The 14,288-nt window shown below is 51.2% G+C and carries 13 protein-coding genes and 4 pseudogenes; 15 read left to right on the top strand and 2 right to left on the bottom strand.

Features of this window, described 5'->3' with window-relative positions; translation table 11 throughout:
* Positions 1 to 49 precede the first annotated feature (49 nt).
* The 12 genes and pseudogenes from RGM2987_RS24710 to RGM2987_RS24655 all read left to right on the top strand — a co-directional run bounded on the left by RGM2987_RS24710 (position 50) and on the right by RGM2987_RS24655 (position 11,045).
* Complete coding sequence (locus RGM2987_RS24710; protein ID WP_245145472.1) at positions 50 to 1,288, top strand: CoA transferase; 1,239 nt, start codon at positions 50 to 52, stop codon at positions 1,286 to 1,288.
* A 117-nt stretch (positions 1,289 to 1,405) separates the two neighbouring features.
* On the top strand, positions 1,406 to 2,359 hold the full coding sequence (locus tag RGM2987_RS24705) for an ABC transporter substrate-binding protein (RefSeq protein WP_245145471.1): 954 nt from the start codon (positions 1,406 to 1,408) through the stop codon (positions 2,357 to 2,359).
* Positions 2,356 to 3,144 (top strand): ABC transporter ATP-binding protein, encoded by a 789-nt coding sequence (locus RGM2987_RS24700; protein WP_245145470.1) that lies wholly within the window; start codon positions 2,356 to 2,358, stop codon positions 3,142 to 3,144. Before RGM2987_RS24705 ends, RGM2987_RS24700 begins: the two co-directional genes overlap by 4 nt.
* Before the next feature lie 28 nt (positions 3,145 to 3,172).
* The gene (locus tag RGM2987_RS24695) at positions 3,173 to 3,991 is read left to right on the top strand and encodes an ABC transporter permease (RefSeq protein WP_245145469.1); all 819 of its coding nucleotides are present in this window, start codon (positions 3,173 to 3,175) and stop codon (positions 3,989 to 3,991) included.
* 33 nt (positions 3,992 to 4,024) lie between these two features.
* The gene (locus RGM2987_RS24690; RefSeq protein WP_245145468.1) at positions 4,025 to 5,011 is read left to right on the top strand and encodes a Phenylacetic acid catabolic protein; all 987 of its coding nucleotides are present in this window, start codon (positions 4,025 to 4,027) and stop codon (positions 5,009 to 5,011) included.
* Positions 5,012 to 5,315: 304 nt separating this feature from the next.
* Entirely contained in the window at positions 5,316 to 5,585 is a 270-nt protein-coding gene (locus RGM2987_RS24685; RefSeq protein WP_245145467.1) for a hypothetical protein, read from the top strand.
* A 2-nt stretch (positions 5,586 to 5,587) separates the two neighbouring features.
* The gene (locus RGM2987_RS24680) at positions 5,588 to 6,388 is read left to right on the top strand and encodes a Phenylacetic acid catabolic protein (protein ID WP_245145466.1); all 801 of its coding nucleotides are present in this window, start codon (positions 5,588 to 5,590) and stop codon (positions 6,386 to 6,388) included.
* A 559-nt stretch (positions 6,389 to 6,947) separates the two neighbouring features.
* The gene (locus RGM2987_RS24675; RefSeq protein WP_280640049.1) at positions 6,948 to 8,189 is read left to right on the top strand and encodes an OprD family outer membrane porin; all 1,242 of its coding nucleotides are present in this window, start codon (positions 6,948 to 6,950) and stop codon (positions 8,187 to 8,189) included.
* A 340-nt stretch (positions 8,190 to 8,529) separates the two neighbouring features.
* Positions 8,530 to 8,733: pseudogene (locus tag RGM2987_RS24670) on the top strand (transposase); the annotation flags it as partial.
* A 314-nt stretch (positions 8,734 to 9,047) separates the two neighbouring features.
* Positions 9,048 to 10,063: pseudogene (locus tag RGM2987_RS24665) on the top strand (integrase arm-type DNA-binding domain-containing protein); the annotation flags it as partial.
* Between the two features lie 136 nt (positions 10,064 to 10,199).
* Positions 10,200 to 10,715 (top strand): NAD(P)H-binding protein, encoded by a 516-nt coding sequence (locus tag RGM2987_RS24660; RefSeq protein WP_245145464.1) that lies wholly within the window; start codon positions 10,200 to 10,202, stop codon positions 10,713 to 10,715.
* A 48-nt stretch (positions 10,716 to 10,763) separates the two neighbouring features.
* Complete coding sequence (locus tag RGM2987_RS24655) at positions 10,764 to 11,045, top strand: hypothetical protein (RefSeq protein WP_245145463.1); 282 nt, start codon at positions 10,764 to 10,766, stop codon at positions 11,043 to 11,045.
* Positions 11,046 to 11,393: 348 nt separating this feature from the next.
* On the opposite strand, the gene RGM2987_RS24650 is transcribed toward RGM2987_RS24655, so the two are convergent.
* Positions 11,394 to 11,660: a hypothetical protein gene (locus tag RGM2987_RS24650; RefSeq protein WP_245145462.1), complete on the bottom strand. Its 267-nt coding sequence runs from the start codon at positions 11,658 to 11,660 to the stop codon at positions 11,394 to 11,396.
* Between the two features lie 197 nt (positions 11,661 to 11,857).
* Between RGM2987_RS24650 and RGM2987_RS24645 the strand changes: the two are divergent.
* Positions 11,858 to 12,016, top strand: a pseudogene (locus RGM2987_RS24645) (integrase); the annotation flags it as partial.
* A pseudogene (locus tag RGM2987_RS24640) lies at positions 12,013 to 12,342 on the top strand (hypothetical protein). The pseudogenes RGM2987_RS24645 and RGM2987_RS24640, both read left to right, overlap by 4 nt.
* Before the next feature lie 42 nt (positions 12,343 to 12,384).
* On the opposite strand, the gene RGM2987_RS24635 reads toward RGM2987_RS24640, so the two are convergent.
* Positions 12,385 to 13,287 (bottom strand): LysR substrate-binding domain-containing protein, encoded by a 903-nt coding sequence (locus RGM2987_RS24635; protein WP_245145461.1) that lies wholly within the window; start codon positions 13,285 to 13,287, stop codon positions 12,385 to 12,387.
* A gap of 110 nt (positions 13,288 to 13,397) precedes the next feature.
* Here RGM2987_RS24635 and RGM2987_RS24630 point away from each other — a divergent pair, with 110 nt between their 5' ends.
* Positions 13,398 to 14,243, top strand: coding sequence for a class II aldolase/adducin family protein (locus RGM2987_RS24630; RefSeq protein ID WP_245145460.1), 846 nt, complete (start codon positions 13,398 to 13,400; stop codon positions 14,241 to 14,243).
* The last annotated feature ends 45 nt before the right edge of the window (positions 14,244 to 14,288 follow it).

The following is a 14,288-nucleotide window of genomic DNA, read 5'->3' as shown; positions in this document are numbered from 1 at the left end:
AGAAGAATTTGTGCGAACAACAGCATAAAAAGCATAAGCAAATAACCAAATGAGTGTGTACACATCCTTTTTTATCTTTTACAGTTCTTGCACTTTCTTATTCGACGGCAGCAGTCATATGAAGCTTCATGGCATACGCGTTCTCGATTTTTCGCAGTTTATGGCCGGTCCGTTGGTATCCACAACGCTCGCTGATCACGGAGCAGATGTAATAAAAATTGAATCACTGCAGGGTGATCCGACTCGTAATGTCGGTCCCGGGAGTGGACTTAACGGAAGTGATTTTTTCGCGAGTTTGAATCGGGGGAAGCGCAGCGTATCTATCGATTTAAAAAGCTCGGAATCACGTGATGTTGTGCGTCAATTAGTGGAGACGGCGGACATTCTGGTTGAGTCTTATAGCGCTGGTGTCACACAGCGTTTGGGTATCGACTATGCAACTGTCCGGGAATGGAATCCTAGAATTATCTATTGTTCCATTACTGCCTTCGGTCAGTCGGGACCATTGAGTGGCATGGCATCACATGACCAACTGGTTCAAGCAGCAGCTGGCACATTTACCTTTGGAAAGGATGGTGCGCCAATCGTTCCTACCGTGCCAATTGCAGGCGCAGTAGCCGGCTATGCCGCACTCTCAGGCATCCTTATTGCCCTATTAGCCGCACGTCAAGGTCGGGGCGGCGACCATCTAGATTTATCGATGTTTGACGCTACTCTTACGACACGCCCTACCGCTGTAGGGCATGCGCTGCAGGCGCTGCACGAACCTGAGGGCTACCACTTCAAGCCTGGAGTTGCGCTACTGGAAACTTATGAGACGGCAGATGCGCACTGGATCAGTCTAGGCGCCCATGAACCTCGTTTTGCCAAAGCATTATTCAACCGGCTTGGGCGACCGGATCTTATACCACTGGCCAACGCAGAGCCTGGCGAGGCACAAGATCCTGTGCGTGCTTTTCTGAGAACAATATTTATCAGCGAGAATCTGGACACCTGGCAGAACTGGGCGAAAGACACTGGTATCAGTTTGGGCCCGGTGCTCAATTTTGCGCAAGCGTTAGGGCACCCTCACACGTCCGCTAGAAAAATGCTAATACACGACCATGCTGGCCGGGCGCACCTCGGTACTCCGATAAACTTCACTAATGAACCAGGCTCACCAAATATGGAAGTCGCTGCGCTAGGACAACATAGTATAGCGGTTTTATCCGAAGTGGGTATTGACCCAGCATTGATCCAACGACTTGTAACCGATGGCGTTGTCCATTCTTGCCAAATACCCAGATAAGCTAAATGCGTCAAACCGTTTCAATTCTTTAGCGGCGCTGAGTCGCCACGCACCGAGCTATGTTTAAAACAGAGTGAAATAATTATGCGGATAAAACGCCGAACGCCGAAAAAAAGCATGCTCGTATTCGCTGTCTCAATGACTATGGCGATAAATGCTTTCGCGACTGACACTAAGATTCGTTTTGGATACATTCTCGGAAATCCTGCTGCCGCGCTAGTTGCACAGGAACTTGGTTACTTCAAAGATGAAGGAATTGAAGTCGAGCTCATTCCGGTACAAAGCGGGCCCGCGGCAGTAGCCGCGACAGCGAGCGGTGCAGTCGACGCCAGCTTTGGCGATGTGCTTGCCTGGGGAAGTGGCTTGGCTAACGGCTTTACTCAGGTAAAACTTATTCTTCCAGGTACCCACGGAGCCACTAGCCGGCTATTGGTCAGCAAGGGGAGTCAACTACGAACACCTGCTGACTTCATAGGCAAGCGCATTGGAGTCCCTCCACCGTCGATGATAACAGTATCCCTGAAAGTATGGCTGGCACGCGCCGGCGTCGATATCAACTCAGTCAAATTTGTGATTATTCCTAACAGTGGCGATGGCAATGCCCTTGCTCGTGGAGATGTCGACGCCGTAGTTACTTTTGAACCCGCTACTACCCGATTGGTTCTGGAGCAAGGTGCAGTGCCTCTGCTCGACCCCACGCTGGTAGGGCCGCCAGCGGATGCTACGTTCACTGCGTATTACGCTAATGATGACTTTTTGAAACGCGATCCCAAGGCGGCTGAGCGCTTCATTAATGCTATTCGACGCGGGGCAAAAAAATATGGAGACCTGCCGCGCTTAGAGGCGGTAGCAATACGGGGGAAATACAGCGGGATTGACCTTATCAATCTGTCGCACACCGTTCCAGGCTTAATCGAGCGCATGGATCTGGGAGCCTCGCAGTTATCATCTGTGAATCTTAGGGAAACCCAAGCGTGGGTCGACAGGGCGGTGACCTACGGGGGGGTGCCGCGACCAGTTGATATCTCGCCTTATGTCACGCCTTCGGCATTTGAGGCAAGTTTGAAATGAGCATTCCACTACCACGCCCCACACAGTTAATCAGTTATCAGGCACTTACAAAAAAATACGGAAAGGGAAAAAACTCCGTCGCGGCCATTAGTAACGTCAGTGGTAGTGTTCCAGGCGGCTCATTCTTATCAATTATAGGTCGCTCCGGAAGTGGAAAATCGACACTCCTCCGGTTACTTGCAGGACTGATAGACGCTGACGCCGGTATTATCAGGGTGGGAGGTCGACCCATCGGCAAAGACAGCAGCGTGCGTTATGTCTTTCAGAACTATAGTGAGTCGTTATTACCTTGGGCCACGGCCAAGAGCAATGTCGAATTTGGATTGCGCCACGCAACTGTATTACATAATAGTAAGATTTCGGAACTGGACGCTAATCACTACTTATCTCTAGTGGGCCTCGCGGGCCACGGCCACCGCTTTCCCTGGGAGTTATCGGGGGGAATGCAACAACGACTGGCAATCGCACGTGCGCTGGCTTCTGCACCGAGCATCGTATTGATGGACGAGCCTTTTGGGGCAGTGGATGCGCTAAGCCGAGCGAATCTTCAAGATATGATTCTCAAGCTATGGAGCGAGCTTGGAGTCACCATCATCCTAGTAACGCATGACATAGATGAGGCTATCTACTTATCTGACCGTGTCATGGTAATACGTTCAGATGGATCGGGAATTGCCGCCGATATCGAGATCAACCTGCCACGCCCCCGCCATCAGTTTGAAACACGTGAACAACCTGGTTTTAATCGCTATCGCAAGGAATTGTATGATCACGTCCTCAGCTAATACGAACCGAAGTACACGACTTTCTGGCATGAGAAAATTCTTTGTGCGCGCGCAGGTCTCACTACCCAATTGGCATAGAGTTGTCCATTCGCGCATTATGGGGTGGGCGGCTATAGTTGCCTGTATTTTTACTTGGGAACTTGTTGTAAAAACCGGGCTTTTAGTATCTCCAAGTCTTCCAGCCGCCTCCACGGCAGCCGCGACTTGGTGGAGGGAAATAACGGAAGGAACACTATCTACTGAACTCGCTTCCACGCTAGGAATAATGGCGGTCGGTTATTTTTGTGCAGCTGTCTTGGGTATATCGCTAGGATTGCTGATGGCGTCAGCAAGACCCGCTTGGGCTCTATTGGAGCCTGTTGTAGAGTTGCTTAGACCTGTGCCTGTATCGGCGACGGTACCTCTCCTCATCCTCTTCCTGGGCATAGACTCAAAGCTCAAAATTGTCTCCGTTGCACTAGGTGCGGTATTTCCCATTCTTCTGGCGACTTACGCGGGAGTTAAGAGCGTTACACCAACTATGCGCGAAACCGCATGCACATTCCAGCTAACCCGGTGGCAGACACTAAAAGAAGTTCTAGTGCCCAGCGCTGCGCCTCACATTTCCATAGGCTTAAGAACTTCCCTAGCAATCTCGTTAATCGTAACTGTTTTTGCCGAAATGATTGCTGGGAGTTCAGGCATTGGATTCTTTATTTTACAAGCTCAACAGACTCTGAGTGTCGATAAACTCTACGCGGGTGTTCTCATGCTTGCCATTGTTGGCTACATATTAAATGCTGCTTTCCTGCAAATGGAAAATTTAATTCTACCATGGCGTGTCGGCGGCCCACGACGTCGTCACTAACAGTGATAATAACTTAGATAAAACGAGGTAAAGATGACCACACTGAATGCGCCACTCCTAAATAATAGGAGCATATCTTCGAAGCCTATTCGAAATACCGAGATCGAAGAGTTGGCATTACAAGCTCGACTCAATGCCGGTGGTACGGTAGAAGATGAAAGCGAAATGACTGAGCGCTATCGAAATGTACTCATAGCGACTATCTCTATTGCAGCAGACCTTGAAGTCATGACGTTGCCTATGCAACACAATGCACTTTTCAAATCCAACTCTATTGACGAGCGCATTGCGTTGGCATCGGCGCTGCAGGATGAGATGGGACACGCGCACGTGATGTTTAGGCTGCTAGAGGACTTTGGCATTGATACCCAAGAATTGATTTTCGAACGCGCCCCCGAAAATTTCAAAACGTTTTACAATCTGGAGTGGGAACCTGTCGACGCTATTTCTACCGCCATCGGGCATATTATGGGTGATTTAGCTGGATATATAACTACTTTAGATCTTGAGCAAAATTGTTCATATGGCCCCTATGCGCGCTCACTTCGCAAGGTTAATTTCGAGGAAAACTTCCACGTCAAGCGAGGTGAATACAGCGTCCGTTGGTTCATGAGCTTGGGTCCTGAGATACGTAAACGAGTTCAAAAACAAATCGACGACACCTTCCCTCGAACTGCGGAATGGTTCGGGACAACTGATGACGTTAAATCGCGCACCGATCAATTGCATTATCGCGTACGCGGTCACAGCAACGACCAACTGCGCCAGCAATGGTTAGCGAGAGTAGTTCCTTTTTGTGAAGAAGTTGGTCTTAAAGTGCCGGCCCATTTCGATGAACAGCGCGGCATCTACGTTTTGGACTATCAACTTCCAATACTCTACGATGAAAAACTCGAAAAATGGGATTTTCAAACCGTGACCTGGAAAGAGAAAATTGCGCAGTGGAAACGTGGTGGGCCCTTTAAGATTCCAGCTCTCACGCGCCTTCAACAGGAACTTTGGGGTAACTCACTATGGTGAATGAACAGGACATCCGAAGGGCCCTTAGTGTAGTCAACGACCCTCACGTTCCGGTCTCAATTGAACGCATGGGCATGCTTCGTAATATCAGTATAGATGCGCGGGGCTTGGTTGTTGTTGAACTTGGCATTCCATGCTTGGCCTGCCCAGGAGTTTCTATGCTGAAGAGTGAAATCGTGAATGTGGTAGGCCGCTTGGCGGGTGTCACTCACGTGGAGGTGGATGAAGGGTGGCATCACCAATGGGACACCTCCATGATAGCGCCAGAGGCCCGTATTTTCATGCAGCGAAACGGAATCAGCACATGACAAGCAATACTCACAAAAAAATAATTGATTTGAAGCTAGAGATAGGCGAATCAGGGCCGATATATTATGAAGTTTTTGCTCGTGAAAACTCGCGAAAACCGTTGACTCATATAGGCTCAATTGACGCTCCAAACCTTAACTTAGCAAAGGCTAGAGCTTGGTTTGTGTTTGATCATCAGCCCTGGTTAGAAATGGTGCTTGTACCTAACAATGTCATCACGCCTGTTTTGAATAACGAGCACTACCTACATGTGAAAGGGGTTTAAAGATGTCAACTGACGAAATTGTTTGTCCCTCAGCAAGAGCAGAGACTGACGAAAAATTGCTTTTTGACGAACTGTTATGTGTAGCAGACAGCAAATTCATACTGGGTAACTGGTACTTTATCGCATTACCTAATGGTCGCTCAGTGTCCGACTGGACCGCACTTTGTGCGATGATGCAAAATCATTACGGGCACGCCCGAGCACTTTATCGATATCTGTCTCGCTATGGGTTCACCCGCCAGCAAGCTGAGTGGCAACGTAGCGCAGTAAGTATTCGCAGCGCGCGCGTGCTGGATAGTGCGCCAGCCTCGTGGGTTGACTTCGTTGTTACCAGCGATCTTTCTGAGCAGGCATTCTCGGCTCGGCTTGCCTCGCTCGCTGCCAGCACTTCGATCGACCCGCAACTGAGTCGCCTGGCAACGAAAATTGTCAGGGAAACCGACTTCCATCAGCTGTATCTAGATGGATGGCGCCGCCTGCTGGTCGATGGCCGTGCAGAAGAAACTCAGCATGCACTTGATCAGCGCTTACCTATTTTGCTGGAATGGTGGGGCCCAAACCATAGCGCTTCCGACCGTTTACATCTGGCTGGCCTACGCTCAGCCTCCGATCACAAACTTTCACAGGACTTCATTGAGGGGATCGCTAACGCGTACCATCCGCTGGGGGGGTCATCAGCCGTTCAGAACGCCACGGGCTCCGATACGTGGGCTCTTGAAGTGCGCCGTAGCGGTCCGCGGGGAATTCCGGCAACGCTGCATGAATTGATCCGATTCAAGGAACCAGAACTTGCGATTCCCTGACCAGGTGAAGGATAAATTTCCAAAGACGGGTCCTGGGCAAGTTCAATGTGCCCACTGCGGCAGTACAAGCGTTCAGATCCAATCTTTATTTGGAGGCAGCGTATCGGAAATACTCTATCGGTGCGCGGAGTGCCGCAGTTTCTTCCATTGGGTAAAGCTTCAAAAATAAACCGGCTGGTTACCCGCGCGGCGCCAGCTAACATACCCCAGGCGAAATCGCCAAGGTCTTTGTCACCTCAAATAATAGCAGGATAAACAGTTCGGCCTTTGAGTACAGTTAACAACTTCCTGATCTCGACCCGACACACAACTCTAAATCAGTTAATGCGTAACATTAATAATTAGTCGCACGCCCCACAATTATTAAATTAATGCTTTCTATACTTTTTAGGATCGTTAGCGCTTTGGTGCATAATCGCACTTTAAGGGCGCGAACAAACACGCGCAAACACAGCTGCACACTTCAAGCGTGCAGCTTTGCAGTAACAAACCACTAATCTCTCACGGCCCAGGCAAATCTTTTACCGCCTTGACCTCCACTAGTTAAAAGGTACACACAATGCTCCGAAACACACCCAGGGGACACATCTTAACTTTAATTGGTAAAACCGTAGCACTCACGGTCACGACGAATTCAGCGCTTGCTGATTACTTACATGATAGCCGTCTGGATATAGACATGAAAAATTTCTACCTTCACCGCAACTATTCTGGCCCACCTTCAAACGTCGGCAGTTGGTCGCAGGGTTTTGATCTAAAATTTGTTTCTGGTTATACCGATACACCACTCGAGGTAGGACTGGATATTGATGCCCAATACGCGTTGAAGCTTGACTCCGCCGGTAATGACGGTTCATTACCGTACAGCGAGACTGCCGGAAAGGCTTCTGATGCAAGCCGTGCGGGCGTAACAGCTAAATTCAAGTACTCAAATACCGAATTAAAAATTGGCGACTTTCGGCCTCGACTTCCAGTCGCGTGGTTTGATCCTAGTCGTCAGCTTGAAACTATATATCAAGGAGCAGTCGTCGAGTCCAATGAAATCGATGGTTTAAATATCATGACAGGGAGCTTCTGGTCGGCGGCAACCCGGGCCTCATCCAATCATGAAAAATTCTCTCTTTCTGGCCCACCAGAGAGCCCTGAGAGTTCGGGGCTCGATTTCGCCGGATTTAGTTACAAAATCACCCCAACTCTTGAAGCCAGTTATTACTTTGGGTTGATGCACGACTTATACAGACAGCATTACGCAGGCCTCTCGCACTTCGCCGATCTGGGTAACGGATTCAATCTCAAGACAGACGCCCGATTTTGGCAAAGCATCGACGAGGGAAGAGCAAAAGGAGGTAACATTGATAACAAAACTTATGGTCTTCAATTTACAGTCACCAAAGGCTACCACCTATTTGGATTAGGCTATCAACAATTGGAAGGCGAATCAGGTTTTCCGACGCTCAGCGGCTATATTCCGAACTTGCACATGGTCAACTGGAGTTACACTGTGTTTGCTTTCGCCGATGAGCGTTCATGGACCACTCGCTACGCTTATGATTTTGGCGGTGTCGGGATTCCAGGATTAAAAATGGGAGCGCGCTTCACAAAAGGTACGCATTGGGATCTAGGCCAAGGACAAGGAAACAATCAGCAAACAGAGCGCATTTTATTCGCCAACTACGTAGTTCAATCTGGCGAATTGAAAAACTTGTCATTCGATGCTCGAACCATTCTTGCCCGATATGAAAAAGGAGCAAACTTCAGCGAGCTTCGACTAACAACCACCTATCCCTTGAATGTCTGGTGAACAATGTCTTGAAAGACGCATTGCTGAAAAACAAACAGCTAGTCGCTTGCGCTGAAGATGGATTTCACCCCAAGAGAAAAAACGCCGAGTCGGCCTGCTGCTCATGGCAGTTAATGCTGCACAGAGGCTGTGTGCTATTTGCCGGGCTATGGCGCCAGCTGCTTGTGCGGCCTGCCTAGTTCACGAGGCAAGTAGTTGACTCTTGAAGGGGTATGCACAACATAGAGCTAATCGGAACGCCGGCTGCCGTCCATATCTCGCTCATTGAAGCGATGCCCAGTGCGCTCGACCGAGGTGCTGAGCACACGCAATTTCATCACCAACTGCGCCTGGCGCCCAGCACAAAGCCAAGCGTGAAATCGCGAACCTCAAAACCCAGACAAGGGCCAAGGTTGAGCATCCGTTTCGGGTAATCAAACGCCAGTTTGGGTACGCAAAAGTACGCTTTCTTAGGCTGATGAAGAACACGGCTCAGTTGACCACGCTATTCGCGCTGTCGAACCTGTGGATGTCTCGAAAACAGCTGACGGGTATGGGCGAGTTACACACTTTACCGGGGAGACCGGGCGAAAACGCCCTCAATACCCGATGCATTGTTCGCTTTCAGCGGACAGCGATGCGTGCCGAGGACATTTAGACTTGACGCGGTCGCGCGCCAAGTTGATCGGTGCATCCCTAACGGATTGCTACAGCCACGCGAACTGCGCCTATGAGAGGAGGTGGGTTTGACCTCATACGTTGATCGACCAGCTAATCCGCGAAACCGGCCTTAAGCGGTAAGGCTCAATCCCACGTATGTTTTGTCAGAACTCCGGGTGAAAGGGCCTGGAAGAGTCGTCATTTGCGCTTGAGAGGTTAATCCGCATTCACTGGACCGCCAATGATGCCGGCCCCATCCTCAAGGAGGATGGCAATCTGGCCTGTCGAATCTCAGTCCGCAAGGACGGTGTGTCGGTCAGCTTTTTCTAAAGTTATCGCTGGGGCGAGCAGAATAAGGAGTACGCCTGCGGAACCTGGCCGCGCGAATCCCTGACGGACATCCGCAAGGCGCGTAACCAAGCCCGGGCACTCATTGATGAGCAGATCAATCCCAATGGACACAAGAAAACCGCCAAGGCACAGCCATACGCCGCAGCTAACGGAGAGGTCGAACAAGTAAAAACGACGAAGGTGCAAACGTTGACCGTCCAGGATCTGGTCAAGGCCTGGCTGTTGGATGGCGTCGCGCGTAAAGACGGCAATGCCGAGTTGCAACGACGCCTTAACAAGGACCTTTTGCCAGCAGTCGGCAAGACCGCTGTAAGCAGTATCTCCGAACACGATATTCGGGCGCTGATCCGCACTGTGGTCAACCGCGGCGCTCACCAGCAAGCCATCAGTTTCTTCACCGACCTCACTCAGATGTTCAGCTGGGCTAGAAAATGTCAGCCCTGGCGGGCCTTATTGATTGAGGTGATCCGACGGAACTGGTCGACAACTCCCCATTGATCCCTGCCAACTACGAAGCGGAAAGAAGCCGCTTCCTTTCCCCGGCTGAGCTGTTGGAATTGCACAACCGTTTCCTGCAAATGACCGCCGATTACGACACCCTCCCCGCGGGCCAGAAATACGACGGCATTCGACTGCAAAAGAAGGAAACGCAACTGGCACTGTGGATCAGCCTGGGCACGCTGTGCTGTATTGGTGAGTTGCTCCAGGCCGAATGGAAGAATGTCGATCTGAACCGGCAGACCTGGTTCCTCCTCAGCGAAAACGTCAAAGGCAACCGAAAAAAACAGGACCACCATATCTTCCTCTCCCCCTTCGCCTTGCATTTCTTTCAGGAGCTGAAGTCCCTGACAGGAGGCTCTCAATGTTGCTTTCCGAACAAGCAGACTCTGCCCGGCAAGACAGGCACTGATTTGCACACACCTATAGTCCGGTGAAGGATTGAAGCACCCTCTCAATTAACCGAGCCTGACGCGACTCATTGGCTCGAGCGCAACCTAGAAGCGAATGGAATTAGAGTTAATGAGCAAAAACGTTAATCGTCCCGTGCTGGTGACCGGAGCGACAGGGGCTGTCGGCTGTATCGGCCGCACAGTGACCGAAACGCTGCTTGCCAGATGGCTGAAGGCACGCGCCTTGGTTCGACGCGAAGATACTCGCTCTGCCGCTTTACGTCAGCTCGACGCTGACGTGGTGGTAGGCGACCTGACCGATCTTACGTCGACGCATCGTGCGATCGAAGGTGTCGCACGAATCTACTTTGGCATGTCTGTGTCGCCGGCTTATCTGGAGGCCACGGTCAATAAGGCTGCGGTGGCGCGGCATCACGGTGTCGAGGCCTTCGTGAACATGTCACAGATGACGATGTCACAGATGAGTTTCACTGAAAACCAACAACCCTCAGCACAGCTGCACTATTTGGTCGAGCAGGCGCTCGCATGGTCGGGGCTGCCTGTCGTGACGCTTCGACCCACAGTGTTCATGGAGGGGTTCTTTCTGCGTTTTGCCGCAGCCAATGTTCGGAAAAAGAACACATAGCTGCTTCCGCTAAGCCAGAGCAGAACCTCACCCATCTGCGCCGCAGATGTGGCCGATGCCGTATCGGACATCCGGTTTGATCCTGCACCTCATATCGGCAAGGCCTACAAACTCACCGACCCGCAGTCCACTGATATGGAGCACCATGCCCGGATATTCTCTGATGCGCTCGGCCGACCCATCACCTATCGGGATGTGTCGGTGGCAACCTGCGCGGACAATTTGCGCGATGCCAGCGTCCCCCCGCACGTCGTCGACCACCTCTCGATCATGGCTCAACTGCATCAACAGGGCGGTACGACCGTGAAACAGACGAACTGCCCGCTCTGACCGGTAAGCCTGTGACCACAATGGCTGATTTCGTCCGCCGCCACGCAGCGGAGTACGCGCAGCAGACAACCGACCTATGAAATTCGGCTCACAAACATCGACTCTCTTAATCCTTTGCGTGGACATGAGTGATTGGACTACTTGCCTATAGGTTGGATGGGACCCCTATTGTCTCGGTCTTCCTAACGGACGAAGAATGGAAAACTGAAGCGTTGAACAAATCCCGGGACGTCTTCATGCCCGAGAGCAAAAGCCAAGCGGTGCTCAAGGTTTCGCGGCTCGGGCACCGCTTCTTTTCGCATAAGCCAGGTGAACGCGGACTCAGTCAGTCGGGGGGGAAAGCGATGATCATGTCATGCTCAAAATTAAATCACTTTTTGCTGCAACGGCCACGGGTTGGTCTGCACTTCCTAAGCAGTCGGGGGTGACAGCTTCCGGCAAATTTTTCGGGCTGACATTCTCTGCACTCACCCGAACGGTAAGAGCAAGGTAGCCATCGAAATACAACGATCGACACAACGCGATGTTGATTATGAAACACGCCAAAAGACCCACGAGGAAGGAGGTATCCGCTGCATCTGGATCGACATTTCCAAGAAAGCGTATCGTCATCACATCAGCAAGCCAACCAAGGCGCTTCCTCGATTCGAGTGAAAGCGTGAGTCTCCCGAGAGGGCACCATTTGCAGTACATAGACGGCTATCAGCGTCTACTCAAAACCCTAGAGCCCGCGAAATGCGGGCTTTTTGGTCTCTGGAGCTCCATCCCCGCCTCTTGCAGCCAGCCTCTTTTTGGTACATTTTCTGTACAGACGGTATGAGCAGATTACAAAGCAACTTGCGCCAATCAAAGGAGGTAGTTGCTACCAGCTCGACCAACACCTTGATCAGGAGGCACGCGCACAAATCAGCTATGAGCTGGGGCACGGTCGTATCGACGTAGTTTCGGCCTACATCGGTGGCCGAGCATGAGCAAGCCATTCGATATGGAGGTATTCCTCGCGGGAGTCATGTACGGCTCGCAAACTACACGTCAGCGCCACCTACACTAGGCAAAAGCCATCCAAGCAGCTAAAGCTGTGCGCTGGCACCGAGACAATCCATGGACTTGGCAGAGAAAACACCTTGCGTGATTTTTGAATTACCACCTAAACCATCACACTGAATCGACGCGCTATTACTATTTGCTGACCATGCAATTACTCACTCATCGCCTAGGAAAATCTTGGCAATTCAACCTCTACGCAAAGGTCAGAAAACGGCCAGAAGTAGCCGATGGACAGAGCGATGGCGCATGAGTGCCTCATCGATCGACGACTTCATCGTGCGCCTTCGCAGTGTTAAGCACCGTCCTCACGACATGCCTCAGTCAGCCATTCGCGAAATGCCACTGTCTTCGGTGAGTTTCTCTGCGTATGTCGATAGCAGAGAAAATGAATTTCGCGCACTACAGATCGACAGTCTTCAACAAGATATTTAACCAGACTGCCACTAGCCAATTCTTGTTGAGAGAAACGCACACTCTCAAGTGCCAGGCCAAGCCCATCGACTGCCGCAGCTAATGCCAGGGCGCCTCGGTCAAATGAAGGGCGATGCATGATCTCGGGGATCGGCTTTCCATGCTGACGAAAGTAATCTTGCCAGGATAGTGGGTTGAGCTGCGATTCGATAAGGGGAATGGAGTCCATTTCGTCGAGCTTGATGTCTGTTCGACCGCCCAGCAGCATCGGTGCACCTAGGGGGCAGCACTCCTCGGCCCCCAGGCTCTGAACACAAATATCAGAGCTTTTGAGGGCCGTTCCGTAAGCAATCACCATGTCCAGTTCAGCATGCTTATGCAAATCAATCGGCGTGGCGCTCGATGAGAGCTGAATGGTGAATTGGGGGTATTTGGCGAAAAAATCTGGCAGACGTGGGCCTAGCCACTTGCTCGCGAAACTTGGTGAACAATGAACCGAAAGCTTCTCGGTCTCAGCGAACGGTCGTAGCTCCGTACATATCTGATCCACAGCATTGAACGCAGGTTGGACGACATTGAACAACCTACGACCCTGGTTATTGAGCTCAAGGTGTCGACTGTGGCGTACGAAAAGTGGAAAGCCGAAAAAACTTTCGAGACTCTTGATCTGGTGACTGACTGCAGATGGAGTCTGGTGGAGCTCAGCCGCAGCAACACTGAAATTACCGTGTCTTGCAGCTGCTTCAAAGGCTCGAAGCGCAACCAGGCTAGGTCGATTACTCATTATTTTTGTCCTGTGAAATTATTTCACAGGACAGTGAAATAGCATCGTTTGTATCAGTTTGCAAGGTTTGTGAAGGTACAACCTCAACCGAGCCAATGGCGGATGCCTTCATGAATATCAGCGTTAAACAACCAGACAGCACACTGACCAAATCCAAGAACCGGATCTCCATTTATCAGCCTGAACAAGAGGGTCTGATTTATCCGGAGGTGCCGGAATTTGAAACCTATGCCGAACAACGCAAGCATTTGAAAGAGCGCCTGGTTGCGGCATGCCGGGCGTTCGCGCTGCAAGGTTATGACTACGGCTTTGCAGGTCACCTGACCGTGCGGGATCCAGAGTTTCCTGAGCTGTACTGGACGAACCCGATGTGCGTCCATTTTTCACAGGTCAAGGTATCCAACCTGATCCTGGCTGACCACAATGGCAAAATTATTGAGGGGGAATACGCCATCAATCGCGCCGGTTTTGTACTGCACGCCAACGTCCATGAGGCTCATCCACACATCGTTGCGATGTGTCATGCCCATACCGTATATGGTGGCGCATGGGCCAGTACCGGCCTGCCGCTGGAGCCGATCACTCAAGACGCCGCAGCGTTCTTCGAGGATCAACTGGTGATCACTGCCGAAGCTGGTGCGGTAGCGGTTAAAACAGACTCCGGGAAATCCATTGCCTCTCTCTTCGGCAAACACAAAGCCATCCTGCACCAAAATCACGGCCTGCTGACCGCGAGCAGCCACAGTATCGAAAGCGCCGCATTCTGGTTCATCGCGCTTGAGCGTTGCTGCCAGCAACAGCTGATGGTGGCGGCAACTGGTATCAAGCCAAAACTGGTAACTGACGAGCGCGCCCGCTTCAGCCGAGAAAACGTGGGCAGCGATTACATTGGCTGGCTTCACTTCCAACCAATCTGGGGCCAGTTGCTCCAAACCCAGCCAGACATGCTCGACTGATGGTTTCCTGCTGTAAGTTTCTAAAATAATACGACACCCCTTGCA

Source organism: Pseudomonas sp. RGM2987, from assembly GCF_022952855.1.
Classification (GTDB): domain Bacteria; phylum Pseudomonadota; class Gammaproteobacteria; order Pseudomonadales; family Pseudomonadaceae; genus Aquipseudomonas.
The sequence above is the reverse complement of the archived record's forward strand: the minus strand, read 5'-3'. Positions and strand labels throughout refer to the sequence as shown.

What these genes read in the sequence shown, in the direction of transcription:
- RGM2987_RS24690 (WP_245145468.1), top strand. Translation starts at nt 4,025, where the DNA reads ATGACCACACTGAATGCGCCACTCCTAAATAATAGGAGCATATCTTCG.
- RGM2987_RS24680 (WP_245145466.1), top strand. Translation starts at nt 5,588, where the DNA reads ATGTCAACTGACGAAATTGTTTGTCCCTCAGCAAGAGCAGAGACTGAC.
- RGM2987_RS24635 (WP_245145461.1), bottom strand. Translation starts at nt 13,287, where the DNA reads ATGAGTAATCGACCTAGCCTGGTTGCGCTTCGAGCCTTTGAAGCAGCT.
- RGM2987_RS24685 (WP_245145467.1), top strand. Translation starts at nt 5,316, where the DNA reads ATGACAAGCAATACTCACAAAAAAATAATTGATTTGAAGCTAGAGATA.
- RGM2987_RS24700 (WP_245145470.1), top strand. Translation starts at nt 2,356, where the DNA reads ATGAGCATTCCACTACCACGCCCCACACAGTTAATCAGTTATCAGGCA.
- RGM2987_RS24630 (WP_245145460.1), top strand. Translation starts at nt 13,398, where the DNA reads ATGAATATCAGCGTTAAACAACCAGACAGCACACTGACCAAATCCAAG.
- RGM2987_RS24705 (WP_245145471.1), top strand. Translation starts at nt 1,406, where the DNA reads ATGCTCGTATTCGCTGTCTCAATGACTATGGCGATAAATGCTTTCGCG.
- RGM2987_RS24695 (WP_245145469.1), top strand. Translation starts at nt 3,173, where the DNA reads ATGAGAAAATTCTTTGTGCGCGCGCAGGTCTCACTACCCAATTGGCAT.
- RGM2987_RS24675 (WP_280640049.1), top strand. Translation starts at nt 6,948, where the DNA reads ATGCTCCGAAACACACCCAGGGGACACATCTTAACTTTAATTGGTAAA.
- RGM2987_RS24660 (WP_245145464.1), top strand. Translation starts at nt 10,200, where the DNA reads ATGAGCAAAAACGTTAATCGTCCCGTGCTGGTGACCGGAGCGACAGGG.
- RGM2987_RS24710 (WP_245145472.1), top strand. Translation starts at nt 50, where the DNA reads ATGAGTGTGTACACATCCTTTTTTATCTTTTACAGTTCTTGCACTTTC.